Origin of the sequence: Thermoactinomyces intermedius (assembly GCF_013912365.1) — a bacterium.
GTDB lineage: Bacteria > Bacillota > Bacilli > Thermoactinomycetales > Thermoactinomycetaceae > Thermoactinomyces > Thermoactinomyces intermedius.
In genome coordinates this window covers 142,194-163,749 of the sequence record NZ_JACETT010000035.1, presented here as the reverse complement: position 1 = coordinate 163,749, position 21,556 = coordinate 142,194, and the positions used below count along the sequence as shown (strand labels likewise).

Genomic DNA, 21,556 nt, shown 5'->3' with positions numbered 1-21,556 from the left:
AAAATATATAATATTAACAATATAAATGAAAAGGCTCTTCCTGATCTTGGACGTGAAAAGGAGGAAGAAGAAGATTATGCCGACGATCCCGGAAGTGTTTCAGCGCGTAAATCGTGAAAAGTTTATACGCAAGGAGGACGGGAGCCTGATCCCGCAGATTTCATCTGATGGCGCGATCCGTGGCAGTCTTGAATTATTGGATGTCCAAAAAGGACAGCGGGTGCTGGAGATCGGTACGGGTTCCGCGTACAGCACGGCATTGATCGCCTTACTTGCCGGGCCCGACGGCAAGGTTGTCTCTTTGGATATTGAGCCGAAACTCACCCGACGTGCACGCCGGATGTTTGAAGACCAAAATTTGCATCAGGTGCAATTTGAAACCCGGGACGGGCGCAAAGGTTGGGAAGCGGGTTCCCCATATGACCGGATTGTGACTTGGACAACCCCGGATCTTCTTCCTGAAGCGTGGAAACATCAATTGAAAGAAGGCGGTTGGGTGGTAACGCCATTTAAAGTGCTTCCAATTGCGGACACCAATGTTGTGGTTCGACTGATCAAAAGAAACGGGAAACTGAAAGGGGAAAATGTCATTCCGGGTTCGTACATTGCCATGACGGAAAGAACACCGGAAGAGTTTTTCGGACCTTGGATTCATGCCCATTGGTCGGGAGAAGGAGAGAATCCGTGGTGGGTCAGTTCCTCTTGGATGGAAAGACCGGTTGATTCTGACTGGGTCTGTCACTTCCTCTATCTCAATCCAACAACTCCTCCTTTTCCGGAAGTTGGCGACGAGCTTCGGGCATTCTTGCTGGCAGTAAATCCCGATGGTCTGACAACGGCAGAGCGATCGGATGGAAGCTATATCGGATACAGCAGTCCGGAAGGATTTGCATTGCTTTCCCTCCGGGATTCTCAATGGATCACAACGGACGAAAGGCATGCACATGTTCTAATCCGTTGGAGGGAATCGTGGATCCGGAAAAAACGTCCATCCTACAGCCGGATCAAAGCCCGGGTGGTTGGAAAACGAGTCCGGGTTGAACTGAAAAAGGAACCGGAGCCAAAGGAAATTTAGGCTATTCAATTTTACCGTTCTTGTGCTTCTGAACGTGTAAACCAAACATTAAAATACTGTTTTTTCCATGGAGTCATAAAGCCTTATGAACTAACAAAAATAATTGATGTCATAACCATTTCAGATGCAAAAAGTGTGGTTATACCTGCCATGCTGATCTGAATGGAGCAATCAATATAGCTAAAGCCCTTTCTGGGTTAGTAGCCTAGCGTACTGGTAACAGGTACGCCGCCCATGTGGGTACACTCTAACCACATGGGACGGGGTGATGACACACCCCTGAACTTGGGCGTTGTCCAAAACGGAAACGGACTACGGATGCTAACGACCCAAGAATCCCACGGCTTCAGCCGTGTGGAGTGTCAATATGGGAGAATCATTTGTTGGACTTGGACGAAAACGGTATATTGATATAGAAAAAACCCTTGGATGGGCTGGTTGTTTGGGGAAAGGGCATTGATTTGAGAAAATGGAAGATTTGCGGAATCGGGGTTTGGTCATACAATCCGCTTCCGGACATTAAACGGTTGGCGGATTTTTGTTTGGCGGGGAAAGGAATGCGGCGGGGAGGGCTTTTTGTCCGTTTCTGTGGTATTCTGTTTAGGATAGATAAGAGGAAATGGAAAACAGGATATGATTCAGAAGAGGTTGATGAAGATGAAAGTGGTTTTGGCGACGTTGAATGCAAAGTACATTCATACTTCTTTGGCGTTGCGGTATTTAAAAGCATACAGCAGCCGGGAATTTGATGTGGAGATTGCGGAGTACACGATCAAGGATCCGGCGATGAATGTGGTTTCGGATCTGTATCAACGCCGGCCCGATGTGATCGGTTTTTCTTGTTACATATGGAATATTGAAGAGACCATTCCGATTTTGGATATGATAAAAAAAATCATGCCTCAGACAAAGATTGTGCTGGGCGGGCCGGAAGTGTCGTATGACACCCGTGAATGGATGGAACGGTTGCCGCAAGTGGATTTCATTGTGATGGGGGAAGGGGAAGCGACGTTTCATCACTTGCTGAAGGAGATCAGCACAGAAGAGCGGTATGATCAGGTGTTGGGAGTGGCTTACCGCCAGGGGGAAGAAGTGATCCTCAATCCACCGCGGCCCAAGTTGCACTTGAATGAGATTCCGACTCCGCACCGCTTTCCGGAAGATTTGCCCGACTTGTCCAAGCGGGTGATTTATTTCGAGACGAGCCGGGGATGTCCGTTTAATTGCCAGTTTTGCTTGTCCAGCATTGAAGTGGGGGTCCGGTATTTTGATATCGAACGGACGAAGGCGGACCTCATGTACTTGATTGAAAACGGGGCAAAGCTGATCAAATTTGTGGACCGGACGTTTAATATCAAGCGGGATTATGCGCTGGAGATTTTCCGGTTTCTCATTGACCATCACCAAGGGTGTGTGTTCCAGTTCGAGATCACGGCAGATATCATGCGGCCGGAAGTGTTGCAATTTTTGACGGAAAATGCGCCTCCGGGGATTTTCCGCTTTGAAATCGGGGTTCAATCGACGAACGACCCGACCAACTTGGCGGTGAAACGGAGACAAAACTTCTCCAAACTGTCGCGCACGGTGAACATGATCAAAGAAAGCGGCAAGATTGCCCAGCACCTGGATTTGATCGCCGGATTGCCCCATGAAGATTATGACACGTTTAAAAAGACATTTAATGATGTATTTGCCCTGCGGCCGGAAGAATTGCAACTGGGCTTTTTGAAAATGTTGAGGGGAACGGGACTTCGCATCCAGGCTGATCAGTATGAGTATGTTTACATGGAGCGGGCACCTTATGAGATCTTGGGCAATAAGGACCTTTCCTTTGCCGACATTGTCCGCATCAAGCGCGTGGAGGATGTGTTGGAAAAGTATTGGAATGCGCATCGCATGGACCACACCTTGAACTATTTGATTGAGCACGAGTTTCCTTCTGCCTTTGACTTTTTCCAGGAGTTTGGCGACTACTGGGAGGAGCAGGGATGGCAACGAATCGGGCATCAGTTGGAAGATCTCTTTTTGCGTCTGGTTTCCTTTCTGAAAAGCAGGGGCACTTCACAGCCGGATGTGATTTTGGGGTTGATGAAGTATGACTATTATCTCAATCATCGTCACCGTCCGCGCAAAGTATGGTGGGACTGGACACTGAGCAAGGAGGAACAAGCCGCTTATTTGAAAATGGCGTTGAAATCGCCGGAGAAAGTCTCGGGAGATTTCGGGGAGCAACCGGTGAGCGAAAGGCAGTTGTTCAAGCATGCGGTGATCGAGTCGGTGCCGTTTGATTTGGAAAGATACCGTAAGACCGGCGAAATCCTCTTGAAAAAACAATTGATGATCGCTTATTATGAACCGGGAAAACCGGTGAAGATTTATACCATGGATCCGGACAATGACTAAGCCCTTTCTCCTCTTTGGAGAAAAGGGTTTGTTTTTATCAGGAAAATTGAAGAATAGGATATCTTCCGGAGAAAGATGATGTTATACTAGATGGCTGTGAATATCAGAAAACAGAAAGTGAAAGTGATGCGAAATGGTTTTGCGAATGGTGATTATTGTCCTTTCTTCCATCTTGATTGCCTTTGCATGGAATGTGTTTTTGTTGCCGCATAAGATTTTAAGCAGCGGCGTTTCCGGGATCGCCATGATTATCAGTTTGTTGACGCCGATCAACACCGGGGTCATCAACTTTGCGTTGAATCTTCCTTTGCTTCTGCTCGGATACATGAAGCTGGGGAAAAAGTTCATCATCAATACGATTCTTTCGGTTGTCGTCACCTCGGTGGCCTTGTGGTTGATTCCCGTTGAACCAATTTCCAGCGACCCGATCATGTCCTCGCTGTTCGGGGGCGTGCTCGCCGGCATCGGTACCGGATTTATCTTTCGTTCATCCGGTTCCACCGGGGGATTGGATATCATTGTCTTTTTGCTGACCCGAAAAAAAGAGTTTTCCCTGGGGACGCTCACCTTTACCCTGAATGCGGTGATCGTGTTTGTTTCAGGGTTTTTGTTTGACTGGGACACGGCCCTTTACACCATGTTGTCCATTTTTGCCACCGGCAAAGTGATTGACATGATTCATACCAAACATTTGAAAGTCACTTTGATGATCATCACCAGCAAAGGGGAGGAAATCCGGAAAAGCCTGATTTCCCGGCTGGTGCGGGGAATCACGATTGTCGACGGGGAGGGAGCTTACACCCGGGAAAAACGAAAAGTCCTGTTCATGATTATTTCCCGCTACCAATTGGCGGAAGTGAAAAGGGTGATCATGGAAAACGATCCCAAAGCGTTTGTCAATATCATGGAAACTGTGGAAGTGATGGGATATTTTCACCGGGATTTCAACGAAGAAAATGGTTAAAAAACGTTGAACTTTGCATGAAGCGGGTCAGACTTGCGTTAAACTATAGTTGGAATTGCCTGTGAAGAAAGGATTGCGTTATGAAGTCGAAGTCTCGGGTGCAGAAACGAAAGGACGAACATATCGAAATCGTGCTGAATGAAAATGTGACCAGCCGGCAAGTGACCACCGGATTGGAACATTACCGCTTTGTTCATCAGGCGTTGCCGGAGCTGGATTTTCGTGAAATTGATCTTTCCTGTTCCTTTTTGGGGAAACCTTTGAAAGCACCGCTTTTCATCAGCTCGATGACCGGCGGGACCGAAGAAACGGGGGAGATCAACCGCATGTTGGCCATTGCGGCCCAAGAGTGCGGGTGGGGGATGGCGCTCGGATCGATGCGTGTGATTCTGGACCGCCCGGCGGTGGAACACACCTTTCAAGTCCGGCGCCATGCCCCGGATATTCCGTTGATCGCCAATATCGGAGCCGTGCAACTGAATCACGGGATCGGGGAAGAAGAGTGTTACCGCTTCGTGGAGACGGCGGAAGCCGATGCGCTGGTTTTGCATCTGAATTCGATGCAAGAAGTGTTTCAGCCGGAGGGGGATGTCAATTTCAAAGGCATCCTCCGGAAAATTGAAAAGCTGTGCCGGCGCGTTTCTTTTCCCGTCGGCGTCAAAGAAGTGGGTTGGGGAATCAACGGCGAATTGGTCAAAACCCTGTTTGATTGCGGTGTGCAATTTGTGGATGTGGCCGGAGCGGGCGGCACTTCGTGGAGTCAGGTGGAAAAGCACCGGACCACCCCCTTGCTGAAAAAAGCGGCACAAGCTTTTGAAAATTGGGGGATTCCGACGGCGGAATGTGTGATCGAAGCGCGGAGTGCGGTCCCTTCCGGAACGATCCTTGCCAGCGGCGGATTGAAAAACGGGGTGGATGCCGCGAAGGCGATTGCGTTGGGAGCAGATCTGGCCGGATTTGGACGTTCGCTTTTGCCCTATGCGGCTGATGACCGGCAGGATATGTTGATCGACCGGCTCCGGCAGGTGATGATGGAAATGAAAATTGCCATGTTTGGAGCGGGCATCGGTTCCGTCAAGGAACTGTTCCAGACCGACCGGTTGGTGTTTCATGCATGGCAGTGACCGCGGTGTAATCGCTTCCGTTTTGGTTGACAACGGACCGGTGGTTAATATTTAATAAAATTAAATATTAACCTTCCTAACCAATGGGAATGAGATGGAAAGCGGGGAGACGGATGACATTTGATCACGAGAACATTATTACCAACATTCAAATGAAACAATATGCCATTACCCGGAGAATCGGACAGCATATTACCACGGCGTTATCCGAAATCGGTTTGACCCGGGCACAGTTTCATATTTTGAGTTATATCGGGTCGAGCGACCGATGCCGGGCGACCGACATTGCCAACATGATGGAAGTCAAGCCCAGTGCGGTGACGTTGATGATAGACCGTTTGGAAGCCCACCAGTGGGTAAGGCGCTCCCAGGATGTTTTTGACCGTCGCGTGGTTGTCATTGAGCTGACGGAAGAAGGAAAAAATATATTGGCCAAAGCGAAAAAAATCAGTGAAGAAGTGGTGAAACGCTATTTGTCCAATTTGTCCCAAGAAGATTTGATCCGCTTGCTGGAAATTTATGAAAAATTGGAGCGGATCGTAAACGACGAAAAACGGACGGAATAAATTTTTCGGAAAATGTTTAAGGGTCTATCACTGCAAAAAGACGTCAAAATGCCAGTAAAAACAGAGAAAAATCCCCCTTAAAAAAGATCAGAAATGGAGGGCGGATTTGTCAAATAACGAAAGTTGTGTATTCAATACAATTCAAGGATATTGATAAAAAGGATGATCTTTATGCAGCTACCCGGCTGGTTGCAAAGCTGGAAATGGGATCAGCGTTGGCAGGAAACGGGATTTGAGTTTTTGGATGAAGCTGCTTTTTTGGATGAGCTGGCACAGTTTATGGATCGGGAAGCTGATTTGATCGTTTTTGCCGAAGCGAGGGATCTGAGCATTCCCCGCGGTATTGTGCTTGCTTATCAACCTTTGGTGGAACATCAAATTTTTGCAATCTTTCAAGGATGTGTTTCATATCCGTTGGCCATTCCGGCCGATTTGGATGAAGTCCGGCGCTTTTCGGATTATTATTTGTCGCCGGGTTGGCAAATGGAGCAAATGCGCTTGCCTCACCACACGATCCCGCAGGTTTGGAGAGGAACGAGCCAGCGGCAGTTGACACCGCTGACAGAAGAGCGCTTGAAATGGTCTTCCTTTTACATAGGCGTCGGCCATTATGAACATGAAATGGTTGACTTGGAAAACAGCGCGGCGTTCAATCCTTTTTTGCGCACCGACCGGATGGTGACGGCCACTGCGGACGGAGGGCAGTGGTCACAATGGTACACGAATTACTCCGGTTCCATTTTCTCCTTGTACCGCATCCCGATGGAGGATCAATGGGGCATTTTTTATCTGTTTGTCCACTACAGGCCGTGCCCTTACCTGGAAGGGAAGAGGCAAACCTTAAATAAACTGGCGTCAGAGGAGAAACCTGCCGGAAAATTGCCGGTGGATGCTCCCTTTGATGTGGTTCTGGCCTTGGATCAATTCCCTTTTTATCAGCTCTTTACCATAGAAGAGTTAAAAGAAGAGGCATTAAACGGCAATTATGAATGGTTTATTCATTTGCTCGGATATTTGGATTGTCCCTTGGTCAAACGGGAAATCGGGGATCTGGAGCAAGTGTTTGCCGATTTTGCCGATTGCCGCCACGAAAAAATCCGGCGTGAAGTGACGACGCTGGCGCACCTTCACGGTTGGCGAAATTTATTGAATCAATTGCAGGAAAACGATTAAGCAAAATCCCTCCTTCAAACAGGAGGGATTTTTTTGTTTCTGAAGAAGTGTATTTTAATTTAATCATGTTTCAAAAAGGCCGGCACGTCAAAACAGGTGGTCAGGATGGAATGGTTGACGTATTTGGTGTCTTTTTCGAAGCGGTCCACATACACTTGATCATAATTTTTGGAGCCCAGGGTGAAGCTCCAGAAGCCGCCCGGATAGGTGGGAACCGTTGCCGTGTATACTTTGACGGCCGGATACAGATCGCGGATGTGGCGGATGGTTTGGTTCATGACGGATCGGTGAAACAGCGGGGACTGGCTTTGGCACACCATTAATCCGTCTTCTTTTAAAGCCCGGTGGATGTTTTCATAGAAGCTTTTTTCAAAAAGCGCTCTGGCAGGGCCCACGGGATCGGAGGAGTCCACGATGATCACATCGTAGTGATCCCGAATGTTTTCCACATGTTTGATCCCGTCATTAAAAATAAAGTTCACCCGGGGATCGGAAAGATTTCCGGAAACCGCCGGCAGGTATTTTTTGCAGGCGTCGACCACCAGCTCGTCAATTTCCACCATGTCGATTTCTTTGACATTCTCATATTTGCATACTTCCCGGGCGGCTCCGCAGTCCCCGCCCCCGATGATCAGCACGCGCTCGGGATTCGGGTGGATGGAAAGCGGGATGTGGGTGATCATTTCATTGTAGATGTGGCCGTCCAGGGAAGTGGTTTGCACCACGCCGTCCAAAACGAGCATGCGGCCGAAATCATATGAATCCAAAATCATGACATGTTGAAAAGGGGATTTTTCCGAAAACACCACTTCTTTGATCCGGTAACTCACCTTCATGTTTTCCCGTTCATCTTCGATCAGCCATAAATCCCCGTTTTTTTCTTGCAGAAATTCAGGTGTTTGGTTCAACCGTCCAACCTCCTTCATATATGTTACCGAGACACCATTTTATCAGATGTGTCACCGTTTTGCAGTTTTTTGTTTACTGGATTTGGTTTGTCAAGGTGTATAATTTTATATATACTTTCTTGATAAGGGTATGATGAAAGTTTGAAATAAAGGAGAGGCTTATGGAAAAGAAAAAGCCGGTCTCTTACGAGCGATTTGCTGAAATCGAATTTTTATTGCGGGAAATCAGTGTGATTGTCAAAAGAAAAGGAAGGGAAATCCTGGACCGGTTTCCGGTGACCCCGCCCCAGTTTTCAGCTTTGTTGTTGCTTCAGGAAAACGGGGATTTAACCATCGGGGAATTGAGTCAAAAAATGTTTTTGGCTTGCAGTACGATGACCGATTTGATTGACCGGATGGAGAAAAACGAAGTGGTGGAACGGATAAGGGATGAACGTGACCGGCGCGTGGTGCGGATCCGTTTATTGGATAAAGGGCGGAAAATCATCGATGAAGTTTTGGCAGCCCGTCGGCAGTATTTGTCCGACATTCTCTCGCATTTGTCATCTGAAGAGACGGAGCAAATCCAAAAACATTTATCCGTTTTGTATCATGAAATGAAAAAAGATTGAGGTTTTCCTCCATTCATGCACCGAATGGAGGTTTTTGTTGCCTGTGTTCCAATTCTTGGGGAAACCAATATGATATCATATCCGGTTGAGACAGAGGGATAGGAGTTGGATTTTTGTATGATGCAGCAAACCAGAGACCGGGCGATCGGCATCCTTGATTCCGGGGTCGGCGGGTTGACCGTTGCCCGTGAAGTGATGCGGCAGTTGCCCCGGGAGACCATTTATTATGTGGGGGATACCAAACGCTGTCCGTATGGCCCCCGCAGCAAAGAAGAAGTCCGGAAATTCACCATGGGCATTGTCCGGTTTTTGATGAATCATCCGATCAAAGCGATTTTGATCGCGTGCAATACCGCAACCGCCGCAGCGCTGGATTTGGTGAGAGAACAGGTGGACATTCCGGTCCTGGGAGTGATTGATCCCGGAGCGCGGGCGGCCATTAAAGCGACGAAAAACAAAACGATTGGCGTGATCGGCACGCAGGGAACGATTCAAAGCGGGGCTTATGAACAGGCTCTCCGCAAAATCCATCCCGACTTGACCATTCACAGTCTGGCCTGTCCGGCCTTTGTGCCGCTGGTGGAAAGCGGGTATCGCCATACCGCTTTGGCCGATGACATAGTTGCCGACACGTTGTCCCCGCTCCGGAACACTTCCATGGACACCTTGATTCTCGGATGCACGCATTATCCCCTTTTGGCGGATTCCATCCGAAAAGCGGTGAGCGAATCGGTGTCCATCATCAGCTCGGCGGAAGAAACCGCGGTGGAGTTAAGCACGATTTTGCAGCACCAACAATTGCTTTCGGATCAGCATTCGCCCAAACACCGCTTCTTTACGACGGGGTCGACGGAAAGCTTTTCGAAGATTGCCGAAGACTGGTTTGGTTTTCCGGTCAAGGTGGAACAGGTGGAGCTTTATTTCCCTTCGGTGGGATAAAATTTTGTTCCGGAAAGTGCTAAATTCCCCCCATGCCCGTATACATGTAATAAATGACTTGTCCTTGGGGGGAGATTGTTCATGGATCAAAGATTCATACGCTCAGCCGTTTTTCTATTATTCATTCCTTTGCTGGTGACCGGATGCATGTTCGGACCGGGAAAAGAATCCACCAAGCCCATTGACCCGCCCCCGGCCAATGCCAATTTGGACAACGCAACGCCGGTGGGGGCCGGCCAAGAAAAAAAGGATGACAAACAGGAAAAGACGACCGGGGTCGAACTTTATTTCAAAACGAATAACGGCCACGTCGCTCCTTATACCTTGAATCTTCCGGCTTCCACAGGGATTGCCAAAGAAGTGTTAAAGTTCATGGTGAAGGAAGGACCGGGAGCGTCCATGCTGCCGGAAGGGATGACTCCGATTCTGCCCAAAGGAACGCAGGTGAAGGCGTTAAATATTTCAGACGGGGTTGCAACCATTGACTTTTCAAAAGAATTTTTGAACTACAAAGAGGATGAAGAAGAGGATTTGTTAAGTGCCGTGACTTGGACGTTGACGGGTTTTCCCACCATTGACCAGGTGAATATCTGGGTCGATGGGAAACCGCTTGCGGTCATGCCGAAGAAAAAGACACCGGCTCAAGGTTTGACCCGTAAAGACGGGATCAATCTGGAGGTGGCCGAAGGAACGGACCTGACGCGGAGCATGCCGGTCATCCTGTATTTCATGGGGCAATTGCCCAATAACGAAATTTACTATGTGCCGGTGACCCGGATGGTCAATTCATCGGACCAAATCGGCGAAACGGTGATGAAAGAGCTGATCAAAGGGCCGCAATACGATTCCGGTTTGAGTGCGGCGCTGGACAACACCTTGGCGGTGAATAAAGTTCAGGTCAAAGACAAGGTGGTGTCGGCGGATCTGGGAGAGCAACTGTTACAGTACGGAAAGAACAGCGCTTCCAAAGACGCCATCCAAACGATCGTGTTGTCCTTGACGGAAAACACCGATGCGGATAAAGTGCAATTGACCGTGAACGGGAAACAAAGCGTTGCCGTGGAAGGGGAAGGAACCGTCAGCAATCCCGTGGCCCGCCCCGTCTTTGTCAATCCAAATAAATCCTGATGCAGGTGCAAAAGGAATGAGTCAAATTTCATTCCTTTTTTTCTTTTCTCATTCGGTATTTGGGATAAGGGTATGCTATACTAAAGGAACTTGGCACAGGAGGGAAGCATCATTGAGAACCGATGGACGCGCAAATCATGAACTAAGAAAAGTGGAAATGCAGCGAGGCTTTATCAAGACGGCGGAAGGTTCCGTTTACATAACCGTGGGGGATACCCGGGTCATTTGTACGGCGACGGTGGAAGAAAGAGTCCCCCCTTTTTTGCGAAATTCCGGTAAAGGGTGGATTACCGCGGAATATTCGATGTTGCCGAGAGCGACCCATCAACGGACCGTTCGTGAATCCAGCCGGGGGAAAGTCAGCGGCCGGACGATGGAGATCCAGCGCCTGATTGGAAGGGCACTCCGTTCCGTTGTGGATTTATCCGCCATCGGGGAAAGAACCCTGTGGATCGACTGCGATGTGATCCAAGCCGACGGCGGAACCCGTACCGCGGCGATTACCGGAGCATTTGTCGCCATGGTGGATGCGCTGGCTCCCATGGTGAAAAACGGCGTTTTAAAAGAGATGCCGGTCAAAGACTTTTTGGCTGCGACCAGTGTGGGGATCGTCGGGGAAGAAGTGCTCTTGGATCTTTGTTATGAAGAAGACTCCTCCGCCATTGTGGATATGAACATTGTCATGACAGGTCTCGGAAAATATGTGGAAATCCAAGGAACGGGCGAAGAATCTCCTTTTTCGGGCGATCAGCTTTTCCAACTTTTGGAGCTGGCCAAAAAGGGAACGTCTGAATTGATTCTCATGCAAAAAGAAATCTTGGGAAGTGACGCCGAACTGGTGGGGAAAACCGTTTCGGAGGAAAGTTCTTCGGCAACGAAATAAACCAATCGGGCCCATGAGCTTTTTTATTGTTCATGGGCTTTCCCATGAACCATTGAAAGGGAAAGGAAGAGAAACATGAAAAGAAACTGGCCTTTTCCGTATATCATCATTGCGACGGGAAACCGAAACAAATTGGAACAATTCCGGGAACTGTTTTTGGAGCATTTGAACCTGGATGTCAAAGGGTTGAAAGACTTTCAAGATTTGCCCGGCATTGTAGAGGATCAGGACACGTTTGAAGGCAATGCCGTCAAAAAAGCGGAAACGATTGCCCGGCATTTGAATGCGCCGGTGGTTTCGGATGATTCCGGTCTGGTGGTGCCGGCGTTAAACGGGGAGCCCGGCGTTTATTCGGCCCGCTATGCGGGGGAAAATGCCACGGATGAAGAGAACAACCAAAAATTGCTGAAGCAAATGGAATCCGTCCCGCAAGAGAAACGCCAGGCTTACTATGTTTGCGTTATGGCGCTGGCTGTGCCCGGTGAACCGACCAAAACCGTGGAAGGAACGTGCCACGGCGAAATCACGCGGGAGCCGCGGGGGGATCAGGGTTTCGGTTATGATCCGCTTTTTTACGTGCCTTCGCTTCACAAAACGATGGCGGAGCTGAGCAATCAAGAAAAATTCGCCATCAGTCACCGCGGGAAAGCCACCCGTCTGTTGATCGAAGAGATGAAGAACATGTATCATTTTTCATAAGAGGAGGAATGATGATGAAAGTGTTGATCATCAGCGATTCACACGGCCGGGCGAAGCGGTTGAATGAAATTGTGGACCGGGTGAAAGCCGATCATGTGATCCATTGCGGCGATTTTTGCACCGGCCGGTCTGAACTTCCCTCCGTGCCGTTGACTGTGGTGAGAGGCAATTGCGATTGGGAAGAGGTTTCCGAGGAAGAGATCTTTGAAGCGGATTCCCTTTGTTTTTTTGTCACGCATGGCCACCTGTACCGGGTGAAAGAGTCTTTGCTTCCCATCAAATACCGGGCGCAGGAAGCGGGAGCGCAAATTGCTTGTTTCGGCCACTCCCATTTTCCGGTGTGCGAAAAAGAAGACGGCGTTTTGCTGATCAATCCGGGAAGCATCACGCAACCCCGTGGCTTTACTGTACCGACCTATGCCGTTTTGGAGACAAAAGACGGGAAAATCAAAGTGGTGTTCTACCAAATCGATGGAACCCCGATTACCGAGCGGGGATTTGAAGGGGAATTGTCGTAATGATAATTCCTTTTCCTTTTGCCCGTTTTTTTTGCTGGAATAAAAAAAGTGGTTGACGGAAAGAATAATCTGTTGTAGAATATGTTGTGTCGTCACGGCGAATTAGAAAAATGTCCCAGTAGCTCAGCTGGATAGAGCAGCGGCCTTCTAAGCCGTCGGTCGGGAGTTCGAATCTCTCCTGGGACGCCAAGCCGTTTTGAAATGTGACATCGGAAACCGGTAGTGAACCGGTTGAACGCGTGAAGGCGTTCGCCTTTTTCGTCTGTACAGGCGAAAGGCGGACGTCTTATTATTTTGTCTGAAACCCGACTCCACGTAAACTCCCGGTAAGAGAGCGTATTGGCAAAAACCTCATTAAGGAACGGGCGCGCTTTTGGGTGGAAGAAGGCTGTTAAGTGGCGAAGCTGAAGGTGCCGTGGGAGATTCCCGGCGGTTCCGGTTGGTGTCCCTTTGCAGGAGCCGCATTTTTTGCCCGGTTTGCCGCTGATTCGCGCGATCAGCAGCAAGTTGGCTGAAACAGGAAAATATCTTCAATTTAAAGAATTAAAAATAAAAGAGACGGTAAAGTTTCTCTTTCTTTTCAGATTGCTTGGAGGTCATAAGAATGGAAATGCCAAAACATATTGTGGCAGTGGGTGGCATCGTCGAAGATGAACAAGGGAATATCCTTTTGGTGAAGACGAAACATGGCGGATGGGTATTTCCCGGTGGACAAGTGGAAGTCGGGGAAAATCTGATGGATGCATTAATCAGAGAAGTCAAAGAGGAAAGCGGGATAGACGTAATTGTATCGCATTTGATTGGCGTTTATTCAAATACAGGGATTTACAAATGGTATGACGGTGTCACGGAGATTCCGACCAAAATCATGTTAGACTTTGTGTGCACTCCTGTGGGCGGAGCATTATGCACTTCGGAGGAAACATTGGAAAGCCGCTGGGTTGCAAAGGATAAAGTGCTTGATAAGATTACAGCCCCCGCAATACGTACCCGTTATCAAGCTTATATGGATTTTGACAGAAATATCCGATATATGGAATATATCACGAAACCCGAATTTGAAATTAAACTGCACAGGGGTATTTAAAAACGGCAATCTTGGCAAACGTCAATTAACCGCTCTGGTATGGGCATTGTTTGGTCAAAAGTCTATAATAAAAATATAAAGAAAATTATCAATTTTATTTGTGATGCCGATCCGAGACCCGCCACAAACGGAAGGAGGCTTGAAGATGGCATCCCTTTGCCTTCGCTGTGGTGAGCAAACGTTGGGAAAGTCCCGGGACGGCTATGTGTACTGCAGCAACTGCGGATACGAGGAATACGACGGCTGCGGGGAAGACGACGGTTGAACGGATGCGCCCGTTACGGGCGTTTTTTCATGCAGGAATCATTGTGGCTATAACGAATAAATATCCGCACAGTTTGAAGCGAGGGAGCGATGAACTTGCGTACGGTGGATGCGTTCTTAAAAGGGTACAAACCGGCCTTCTTGGATATTCCCCTTGAAAGATGGAAAACGGAGCACATGGAGTATTTGCTGGAAACTTACCCGTATGTCGGGCAGAACGATTATGATTTGCTGAGCGGGCGGCCTTTTTATTTGTTCTTTCAAAACGAGCTCATCCAATCTTTATTCCATGCGGAAGTGAAACGCAGCGGAACGTTATCCGCCAAAGAAGCCGACCGGATTTTGGGGACGATTTTGGGTTTTCCGCCGAAAGCCGTGGATTTTTACGTACGGATGATGGAAGAAGAGAGAAAAGGAAACATCGAAGAATATCACCGGTTGAGAGGCCGGAAAATCGGGTTGATTTACTGCGGATGCAGCTTTGCAACCGATATCGAGGACCTCGAAATCAATGCACTCTGGTTGCTGGACAAATATCCGTACGAAGAAGCGAAAGAAGATGGAATGTACATACGGTTGGACGGAGAGAGAATTAGGGTGCCTATCGAAAGCTATCGCCAATTGGCGGAGTTTCACGAATCCATACGGCAAAGACGGGGTGCGGTACCGGTATAACCAGCCTTTTTCAGGCTTGTTATTTTTTTGTGGAGGCAGAACAAAAGCCCGGCTGCGGTTCTGTCAGCCGGATTTAGATGTTCTGTGCGTAAAACAGCGTTGTTTGCTGTTTCATCGTTACAAAATGTGCGTTTTGTAACCTTTTATGTGCATAAAAAATGAAATGTGATGCCGAAGAGAGCAAATCATTTTGGGGAGAGAGCTTTTTTTACCGATTAAAAGGCGCTATCGTGTATTTTGCAAAGTTTGGTCTTGGAACGAAGTGGTCGGTTCTGTGGCCGGAAACGGGGAAAAGGGTTGGCATGTGGTGAACCGCATTATGGTGATCGGGGTTTCATCCGGTGGGGGCAAATCGACGTTTGCGCGGAAATTAGGGCAAATCTTAAAGATCCGTGTTTACCATTTGGATGCTTTCTATTGGAAACCGGGCTGGGTGGAGTCTTCACCGGAAGAGTTCGTCACAGCTCAGCAAGAAATTGTGAACCAACGCCAATGGATTATGGAAGGGAATTACAGTCGTACGTTTGAGATGCGGGCAGAACATGCGGATACCATGATCTATTTGGAACTGCCCCGATATTTGTGCCTGTTGCGTGTGATCAAGCGCATTTTGGTGAACATGGGGAAAACACGACCGGATATGGGAGAAGGATGCCCGGACCACTTACGATTCCCGCCAGAGAAAAATGATGGAGCGATTAGAAAACTTTCAAAAGTCCGGCTCTGACAAAACGGTTGTCATCTTAAAGAGCAGACAAGAGATTCATCGTTTTCTGGAAAATATCAAAAGGCAGGAAGAGAGAAATAAGTAAGAAAAAATTGCACGGGAAACCCGAGCTGAAAAAAGGGCCAAAGAAAGGTCAAACAGTTATTTTAACAAAACAGTGGTAAACAACTGGCTATCCAGATTTCTGTAGAACCTTCTCTGATCCAAATTTGAAAGCTTAGAGATGCAAAAGATCTTCCACGCTTACCTTGCATCATCATCAGAATCCTGCTAAGAGGCAGCTTGTTTTAACTGAAGTTCATGGCCCAACTAAACATACTGGTGGACGCAAGATTTGGGAAATTAGATTCCGGCAAATAAGTGGGGGGATATTATGAAATGGAGAAAAAGCAAGGTACCTGCTGATAAGCAATCAATTTATCAGGTAGAAAAAAATTTTGGGATTCAATTCCCTTCCGATTTCCGACAGATTGCAATTACTTCTCATGGAACCCAACCAAGTCCTGATACGATTGACTTTGGAGATCTAAAACAAATGGTATTTGGTTGTTTACTTTCATTTGAAAAAAACTCCCCGATCTATATTGAAAGAGTATATCGTTGGGTAAAAGACGATCTTCCTGACAAAGTTTTTCCTTTTGCAAAAGATCCTTTTGGCAACTTGTATTGTTTTGATTATAGAGACAGTGAAGATCCTATCATTGTATATTGGTACCATGAATCTTCAAATGTCACAAAAGTATGTGACAATTTCTCAGATATCGAGAAAATGCTATACGAACCCGACCAGGATTAAAGTTACAAACAGCCTGTTCAGCGGGATATAGCGTGAACAGGCTGTTGTTTTTTCATTTTGGGCTGGTTTATCGCTGATTTCAACTCAAGAAGATGAATGATGTTCATCTCTGACATCTTCTTCAATATCATTTAAAAATTCATCAAGTAATTGATGAAGTTTTTCCCTTGAAAACTTTGGTTGTTCAAAAGCAGAGGAAAAATCGATCGTGCTATCACGACTAAAATTATCTTCTTCAAACCAAACAGAAAAACGAACCTCACGAATTGTTTTATTCAAAATTTCTCACTCCGTTAAAGTGGGATGTCAGTAAACGTTATAAAAATATCTTTTGATGATTGTATCATCAGTAATGAAAGAAAGACAAAGGATGACTATGAGATATTTCTTTACAACGAAAGATAGATTATCCTGAGGATAGTATATATATTCCTAATCCTTTGAATATCATCCGGATTGGATAGAGGGGTCGTTATGCAATGGTATGATCATGTTAGTGAAGATGCAAAGGCGGCTTTTTATTTATTTTTAACAGAAAAAGTATTGGATAAAATCAGTCATTATGAATGGTTTCATCATGTAAAAGAAACCATGAACATGTGTTGGAATTGGATTGAGGAAAGAGGATGGAGTGGACATGATCTTTATGAAAGGCTTGATGATGAAGAATCAGAAACAGGGTTATTTTCAATTCACATGAATGAAGTCGATGCTGGTTTAGATGACGATGAAGATGAACTTGCTTTTTTCTGTGTAATCGATGCAGTGGCATACACGGTTTGGCAAGCCTGTAAGTATGAAGAGAAAGGCTATGTTCCGCAAGCAATTGAAGTTGTAAATGATGAATTTACAGACGGTGAATTTATGAGAAAAATTTGCCAGATTCATGATTACCAAGAAGAATGGGCTGAGCGATTAAAACAATACCTGATGAAAAACCATTTGGCAGGCAGTGACAAGAAGATCCAAAGAGAAGAATTGTTGAGCTTGATTTTGTAAAAATTGGTTCCATGGATGTTCGTTGAAAGCCCGCCCGGTCAAAAGGAGCGGGTTTTGGTTTTGTTAAAGGTGAAAGCAAAAGTGCCATGTTTCCATGGGTTATTACTGAATGATGCGGTGAAATCATGATTGATCTCATATCTTGAAAGGTGATCAGAGCAATGAGTGACTTTTCTTTTTTGAAAAAATATGTTCTTCCATCTAGACACATCCAAGCACCTCCGGATTTTAAGCATAAATTTTATCCGGTTGGCAAACGTGAAGTGGAAGAAGCGGAACAAAGGCTCAATCGAACGTTTCCAAAAGAGTTAAGGGAATTTTATTTGCAAATTGGATATGGCTTTATGTGTTTTCATCAGAAGACTTTTGATAACCTGATTATGGGTCCCCATTCCATCGCAGATTTGATCTTGGGTGAAGATATCTGGGAGGATTACGATCTGGTGGAAGAGATTGCAGAGGACCCACATTTGTTCCCATTTTTTTTCTTGGGTAATGATGACTTGATTTTTTTCGATTTGAGTCAAGAGACAAGAGAAGGAATTCATCCGGTTGATTATGCAGGGGTGATCATTGCGGAATCCCTCGAAGATTTTTTACGAAAGCTGGATGCTAAAGAAAATTATTATATCTATGTTGTTGATGATGAATCGGGTTTTTGAAAGATTTTCCCCCACTATAAAAAATATAGTGGCACCTGATTGAACGATAGAATATCAAATGCTGAAAAATTGATTCCGATTTTGCGGCTGATATTTTACGAAAATGATTGTGAGATAACAGCTTCAACAAACATTAAAAACCATTATGGAACAATGTAACGAACTTGGGAGGCAATAGAGTGTGGAGTGGTACAAAAAAGTAAATATGGATGCGAGAGCGGCTTATTTTTTAGCTTTATCTGAGAAAGTTTTAGATAAATTAACTAAATTTGATTGGTTTCCTGCAATAAGAAAGTCCATGGATTTGTGTTGGGAATGGATCGAGGAAAAAAAGTTAAGTGGACTCGACATGTATTTGGAGATAGACGATGAAGACGAGGGATTGTTTGTTGTCACGACTTTAACAGATCCGTTTTCAGGAAATTCTCAAGCAGAGTCAGCTTTTTGGTGTGTTCTGGATGCCGTATCATACACCATAAAACAAGCATATATCTTTGCTGGTGAGCAAAATAAAGTTCCGCAACCTGTTGAACCGGTCAATGATGAAAATACGCCAGATGAATTTTTGGAAGAAATTAAAAAAATAAACGGCTACCAAGAAGAATGGTCCGAGCGGTTACAGAAATACCTGCTGAAACATTATCCGTCAGGCAGTGACAAGAAGATCAAAAGAGAAGAGTTGTTGAACTTGATTGCATAAAAAGTCGTTTGGAAGTCCGTTTCCGGTGAAACAGGAGCGGGCTTTGGTTTTGTTAAAGATGACAAGCAGGGGTACCATGTTTCAATGAGTCATAACTTGATGTGGAAGTGAAATCATGAATGATCGATATTATATCTTTGGAGGTGATCAGAACAATGTGTGATTTCTCTTTTTTAAAAAAATATGTCCTTCCATCTGAACACATTCAAGCTCCCTTGGACTTTAAGCACGAATTTTATCCGGTTGGAAAGCGGGAAATGGAAGCTGCTGAAAAAAGACTGAATCGTAAGTTTCCAAAAGAGTTAAGAGAATTTTATTTACAAATTGGATATGGTTTTATGTGGACAGTCAAAGATCGGATGTCCATTAATCGGATCATGGATCCGGATTCCGTGGCGGATCTGCTTTTGGGTGAAAATGTCTATGAAGATTACTATTTGGCCGATGAATTCGCAGAAGAACCACAATTATTTCCTTTTTTTGAGGTTGGCGACGATATCATGATTTCTTTGGATTTAAGCCTGGAAACAGATAACGGAAATCACCCCGTTGATTATACAGGTTTGAAGGTTGCAAATTCATTGGAAGAGTTTTTACGAAAGTTAGATGCCGAACAAGATTATTATGTACGATTCACTTATGAAGAGGATGAGGACTGATTCTGTTCCGTTATTTAATAGAGTGGGGGATTTTTGAGGAATAACTTGGAGGAAGATTAATGCAATGGTACATGAATATTAATAGTGAGGCTAGAGTGGCATATTTATTGGTTTTAACAGAAAAAATTATCGATCAGGTGGCTGAAGGGAAAAATTATGTAAGAAATGCAATCAACATGTGCTGGGAATGGGTGGAAGAAAAGAAGCATCATGCCGATGATATTTATGAAGTTTTTGTAAACGATGAAGCTCAGGGAGTCGCCATGTATTATGAGTTTGCAGAAGATCCTCAGCAAGAGGTGATTTGGTTATGTTTTAATTATGCGATGCAATATACGATTTGGCAGGCTTATGAATATGAAAATGCGGAAGCTGTTCCACAACCAATTGAAACAGTTGATGATGAAATGACAGAGGATTTTACTCAAGAAATTAAAAAAGTAAACGGCTACCAAGAAGAGTGGGCAGAGCGTTTAAAGGAATACCTGCTGAAACATTAGGCAGGCAGTGACAAGAAGATCAGAAGAGAAGAATTGTTGAACTTGATTGCATAAAAAATGGTTCCATGGATGTTGTTTGGAAGCCCGCTCTGGTGAAACAGGAGCGGGCTTTGGTTTTGTTAAAGATGACAGCATACCATGTTTCAATGAGTTGTCACTTAATGACGTGGAAGTGAAATCATGAATGACCGATATCATATCTTAGGAGGTGATCACAGCAATGAGTGACTTTTCTTTTTTAAAAAAATATGTTCTTCCATCCGTAAACGTTCAAGCACCACCTGAGTATAAACATGTATTTTATCCTCTGGATACAGGTGAAGTTGAAGAAGCAGAAAAAAGACTCAATCGAACGTTTCCAAAAGAGTTAAGGGAATTTTATTTACAAATTGGATATGGCTTTATGTGTTTTCATCAGAGGACTTTTGATAACCTGATTATGGGTCCCCATTCCATCGCAGATTTGATCTTGGGTGTGGGAAGATTACTATCTGGTGGAAGAGATCGCAGAGGATCCACATTTGTTCCCGTTTTTTTTCTTGGGTAATGATGACTTGATTTTTTTCGATTTGAGTCAAGAGACAAGAGAAGGAATTCATCCGGTTGATTATGCAGGGGTGATCATTGCGGAATCCCTCGAAGATTTTTTACGAAAGCTGGATGCTAAAGAAAATTATTATTTATACGTTGATGACGAATAGTTCTTGAATAATGTTTCCTTCCATTATATAGTGGGGGGATTTATTAGAGGGGATGACTGCGAAAAACATCACTCTGATTTGCAGCTGATATTTTATGAAAATATCTGGTGAGATATAAGATTCAACGTGACAACCCCCATGGATCGGAGGTGATAAGAGATGGAATGGTATAAAAAAGTAAATATGGATGCGAAAGCGGCATTTTTATTAACATTGACAGAGAGAGTTCTTGATCCAATAGAGAATTATGATTGGTATCCAATAGTGAGGACATCGATGGATGCTTGTTGGGAATGGGTGGAAGAGAAGAAGAATCATGGTGATGATCTTTATGAGAATGTGGAGAACGAAGATGAGGAAGGATTGATTTTTATTGAAGGGGTGGCATATGAGAGCGATAAAGTATATAGTCCCCAAGTAAAATTAGTCTGGGCATGTGTATTGGATGCAGTGTGTTATACGTGCTGGCAAGCCTATCAATATGAAAAAGAATATCTGCCGCAATCTCTTGAAGGTGAAAGTGATAGGACGATAGATGAATTTATGGAAAAAATAGTAAAAACAGTCGGGTATCAAGAAGAATGGGCTAAGTGTTTAAAGGAATACCTGCTGAAACATTATCCGGCAGGAAGTGACAAGAAGATGAAGAGAGAAGAGTTGTTGAACTTGATTGCATAAAAAAGGATTCAATGGGTCATTTGTTGCACCATTTCTTGTCTTTGTAGAAGCCCGCTCCGGTTGAAAGGAGCGGGCTGTTTTCTTGGGTTTCTTGATGTATCTTTGTTCCATCATGGG

At 45.4% G+C, this 21,556-nt stretch carries 25 protein-coding genes, 1 tRNA gene and 2 pseudogenes; 26 read left to right on the top strand and 2 right to left on the bottom strand.

Annotated features, from left to right (window positions below; genetic code table 11):
• Window positions 1-76 precede the first annotated feature (76 nt).
• From H1R82_RS09280 to H1R82_RS09250, 7 genes and pseudogenes are all read left to right on the top strand, one after another.
• Window positions 77-1,075, top strand: coding sequence for a protein-L-isoaspartate O-methyltransferase family protein (locus H1R82_RS09280; protein WP_181731872.1), 999 nt, complete (start codon window positions 77-79; stop codon window positions 1,073-1,075).
• Window positions 1,076-1,191: 116 nt separating this feature from the next.
• Window positions 1,192-1,284 (top strand): annotated as a pseudogene (locus H1R82_RS09275) (zinc ribbon domain-containing protein); the annotation flags it as partial.
• A gap of 448 nt (window positions 1,285-1,732) precedes the next feature.
• A complete protein-coding gene (locus H1R82_RS09270) occupies window positions 1,733-3,478 on the top strand; it encodes a B12-binding domain-containing radical SAM protein (RefSeq protein WP_181731871.1) in 1,746 nt (581 codons plus the stop codon).
• Between the two features lie 133 nt (window positions 3,479-3,611).
• A complete protein-coding gene (locus H1R82_RS09265) occupies window positions 3,612-4,442 on the top strand; it encodes a YitT family protein (RefSeq protein ID WP_181731870.1) in 831 nt (276 codons plus the stop codon).
• A gap of 80 nt (window positions 4,443-4,522) precedes the next feature.
• Complete coding sequence (gene fni, locus H1R82_RS09260; protein WP_181731869.1) at window positions 4,523-5,566, top strand: type 2 isopentenyl-diphosphate Delta-isomerase; 1,044 nt, start codon at window positions 4,523-4,525, stop codon at window positions 5,564-5,566.
• Between the two features lie 113 nt (window positions 5,567-5,679).
• Window positions 5,680-6,132: a MarR family winged helix-turn-helix transcriptional regulator gene (locus H1R82_RS09255; RefSeq protein WP_181731868.1), complete on the top strand. Its 453-nt coding sequence runs from the start codon at window positions 5,680-5,682 to the stop codon at window positions 6,130-6,132.
• Window positions 6,133-6,303: 171 nt separating this feature from the next.
• Window positions 6,304-7,305: a hypothetical protein gene (locus H1R82_RS09250; protein WP_181731867.1), complete on the top strand. Its 1,002-nt coding sequence runs from the start codon at window positions 6,304-6,306 to the stop codon at window positions 7,303-7,305.
• Between the two features lie 59 nt (window positions 7,306-7,364).
• Here H1R82_RS09250 and speE read toward each other — a convergent pair whose 3' ends face one another.
• Window positions 7,365-8,231 (bottom strand): polyamine aminopropyltransferase, encoded by an 867-nt coding sequence (speE, locus tag H1R82_RS09245; protein WP_181731866.1) that lies wholly within the window; start codon window positions 8,229-8,231, stop codon window positions 7,365-7,367.
• Between the two features lie 143 nt (window positions 8,232-8,374).
• Between speE and H1R82_RS09240 the strand changes: the two genes are divergently transcribed.
• The 12 genes and pseudogenes from H1R82_RS09240 to H1R82_RS09185 all read left to right on the top strand — a co-directional run bounded on the left by H1R82_RS09240 (window position 8,375) and on the right by H1R82_RS09185 (window position 16,540).
• A complete protein-coding gene (locus H1R82_RS09240) occupies window positions 8,375-8,824 on the top strand; it encodes a MarR family winged helix-turn-helix transcriptional regulator (RefSeq protein WP_181731865.1) in 450 nt (149 codons plus the stop codon).
• Between the two features lie 117 nt (window positions 8,825-8,941).
• Complete coding sequence (gene racE / locus H1R82_RS09235; RefSeq protein WP_232335506.1) at window positions 8,942-9,763, top strand: glutamate racemase; 822 nt, start codon at window positions 8,942-8,944, stop codon at window positions 9,761-9,763.
• Between the two features lie 81 nt (window positions 9,764-9,844).
• The gene (locus H1R82_RS09230) at window positions 9,845-10,891 is read left to right on the top strand and encodes a GerMN domain-containing protein (RefSeq protein WP_181731863.1); all 1,047 of its coding nucleotides are present in this window, start codon (window positions 9,845-9,847) and stop codon (window positions 10,889-10,891) included.
• A gap of 112 nt (window positions 10,892-11,003) precedes the next feature.
• The gene (rph, locus tag H1R82_RS09225; RefSeq protein ID WP_181731862.1) at window positions 11,004-11,774 is read left to right on the top strand and encodes a ribonuclease PH; all 771 of its coding nucleotides are present in this window, start codon (window positions 11,004-11,006) and stop codon (window positions 11,772-11,774) included.
• Window positions 11,775-11,849: 75 nt separating this feature from the next.
• Window positions 11,850-12,473, top strand: coding sequence for an XTP/dITP diphosphatase (locus tag H1R82_RS09220; RefSeq protein WP_181731861.1), 624 nt, complete (start codon window positions 11,850-11,852; stop codon window positions 12,471-12,473).
• Between the two features lie 14 nt (window positions 12,474-12,487).
• Window positions 12,488-12,991: a metallophosphoesterase family protein gene (locus H1R82_RS09215; RefSeq protein ID WP_181731860.1), complete on the top strand. Its 504-nt coding sequence runs from the start codon at window positions 12,488-12,490 to the stop codon at window positions 12,989-12,991.
• Window positions 12,992-13,103: 112 nt separating this feature from the next.
• A tRNA-Arg gene (locus tag H1R82_RS09210) sits at window positions 13,104-13,180 on the top strand.
• 415 nt (window positions 13,181-13,595) lie between these two features.
• The gene (locus H1R82_RS09205) at window positions 13,596-14,078 is read left to right on the top strand and encodes an NUDIX hydrolase (RefSeq protein ID WP_181731859.1); all 483 of its coding nucleotides are present in this window, start codon (window positions 13,596-13,598) and stop codon (window positions 14,076-14,078) included.
• A 360-nt stretch (window positions 14,079-14,438) separates the two neighbouring features.
• Window positions 14,439-15,017, top strand: a complete 579-nt coding sequence (locus H1R82_RS09200) for a hypothetical protein (RefSeq protein ID WP_181821645.1) — start codon at window positions 14,439-14,441, stop codon at window positions 15,015-15,017.
• A 274-nt stretch (window positions 15,018-15,291) separates the two neighbouring features.
• Window positions 15,292-15,744 (top strand): P-loop NTPase family protein, encoded by a 453-nt coding sequence (locus H1R82_RS09195; RefSeq protein ID WP_309544812.1) that lies wholly within the window; start codon window positions 15,292-15,294, stop codon window positions 15,742-15,744.
• A 245-nt stretch (window positions 15,745-15,989) separates the two neighbouring features.
• Window positions 15,990-16,121, top strand: a pseudogene (locus tag H1R82_RS09190) (HNH endonuclease); the annotation flags it as partial.
• On the top strand, window positions 16,118-16,540 hold the full coding sequence (locus H1R82_RS09185; RefSeq protein WP_181731856.1) for an SMI1/KNR4 family protein: 423 nt from the start codon (window positions 16,118-16,120) through the stop codon (window positions 16,538-16,540). The pseudogene H1R82_RS09190 and the gene H1R82_RS09185, both read left to right, overlap by 4 nt.
• An 84-nt stretch (window positions 16,541-16,624) precedes the next feature.
• Here H1R82_RS09185 and H1R82_RS09180 read toward each other — a convergent pair whose 3' ends face one another.
• On the bottom strand, window positions 16,625-16,819 hold the full coding sequence (locus tag H1R82_RS09180; RefSeq protein WP_181731855.1) for a hypothetical protein: 195 nt from the start codon (window positions 16,817-16,819) through the stop codon (window positions 16,625-16,627).
• Between the two features lie 195 nt (window positions 16,820-17,014).
• Here H1R82_RS09180 and H1R82_RS09175 point away from each other — a divergent pair, with 195 nt between their 5' ends.
• The 7 genes from H1R82_RS09175 (at window position 17,015) to H1R82_RS09145 (ending at window position 21,439) form a co-directional block, all read left to right on the top strand.
• Window positions 17,015-17,539 (top strand): Imm6 family immunity protein, encoded by a 525-nt coding sequence (locus H1R82_RS09175; protein ID WP_181731854.1) that lies wholly within the window; start codon window positions 17,015-17,017, stop codon window positions 17,537-17,539.
• A 161-nt stretch (window positions 17,540-17,700) separates the two neighbouring features.
• The gene (locus H1R82_RS09170; protein WP_181821644.1) at window positions 17,701-18,201 is read left to right on the top strand and encodes an SMI1/KNR4 family protein; all 501 of its coding nucleotides are present in this window, start codon (window positions 17,701-17,703) and stop codon (window positions 18,199-18,201) included.
• Between the two features lie 181 nt (window positions 18,202-18,382).
• Window positions 18,383-18,901, top strand: a complete 519-nt coding sequence (locus H1R82_RS09165; RefSeq protein ID WP_181731833.1) for an Imm6 family immunity protein — start codon at window positions 18,383-18,385, stop codon at window positions 18,899-18,901.
• Between the two features lie 155 nt (window positions 18,902-19,056).
• Window positions 19,057-19,560, top strand: a complete 504-nt coding sequence (locus H1R82_RS09160; RefSeq protein ID WP_181731832.1) for an SMI1/KNR4 family protein — start codon at window positions 19,057-19,059, stop codon at window positions 19,558-19,560.
• 59 nt (window positions 19,561-19,619) lie between these two features.
• The gene (locus tag H1R82_RS09155; RefSeq protein ID WP_181731831.1) at window positions 19,620-20,060 is read left to right on the top strand and encodes an Imm6 family immunity protein; all 441 of its coding nucleotides are present in this window, start codon (window positions 19,620-19,622) and stop codon (window positions 20,058-20,060) included.
• 220 nt (window positions 20,061-20,280) lie between these two features.
• The gene (locus H1R82_RS09150) at window positions 20,281-20,607 is read left to right on the top strand and encodes an SMI1/KNR4 family protein (RefSeq protein ID WP_181731830.1); all 327 of its coding nucleotides are present in this window, start codon (window positions 20,281-20,283) and stop codon (window positions 20,605-20,607) included.
• A gap of 313 nt (window positions 20,608-20,920) precedes the next feature.
• Window positions 20,921-21,439: an Imm6 family immunity protein gene (locus H1R82_RS09145; protein WP_181731829.1), complete on the top strand. Its 519-nt coding sequence runs from the start codon at window positions 20,921-20,923 to the stop codon at window positions 21,437-21,439.
• Window positions 21,440-21,556: the final 117 nt, after the last annotated feature.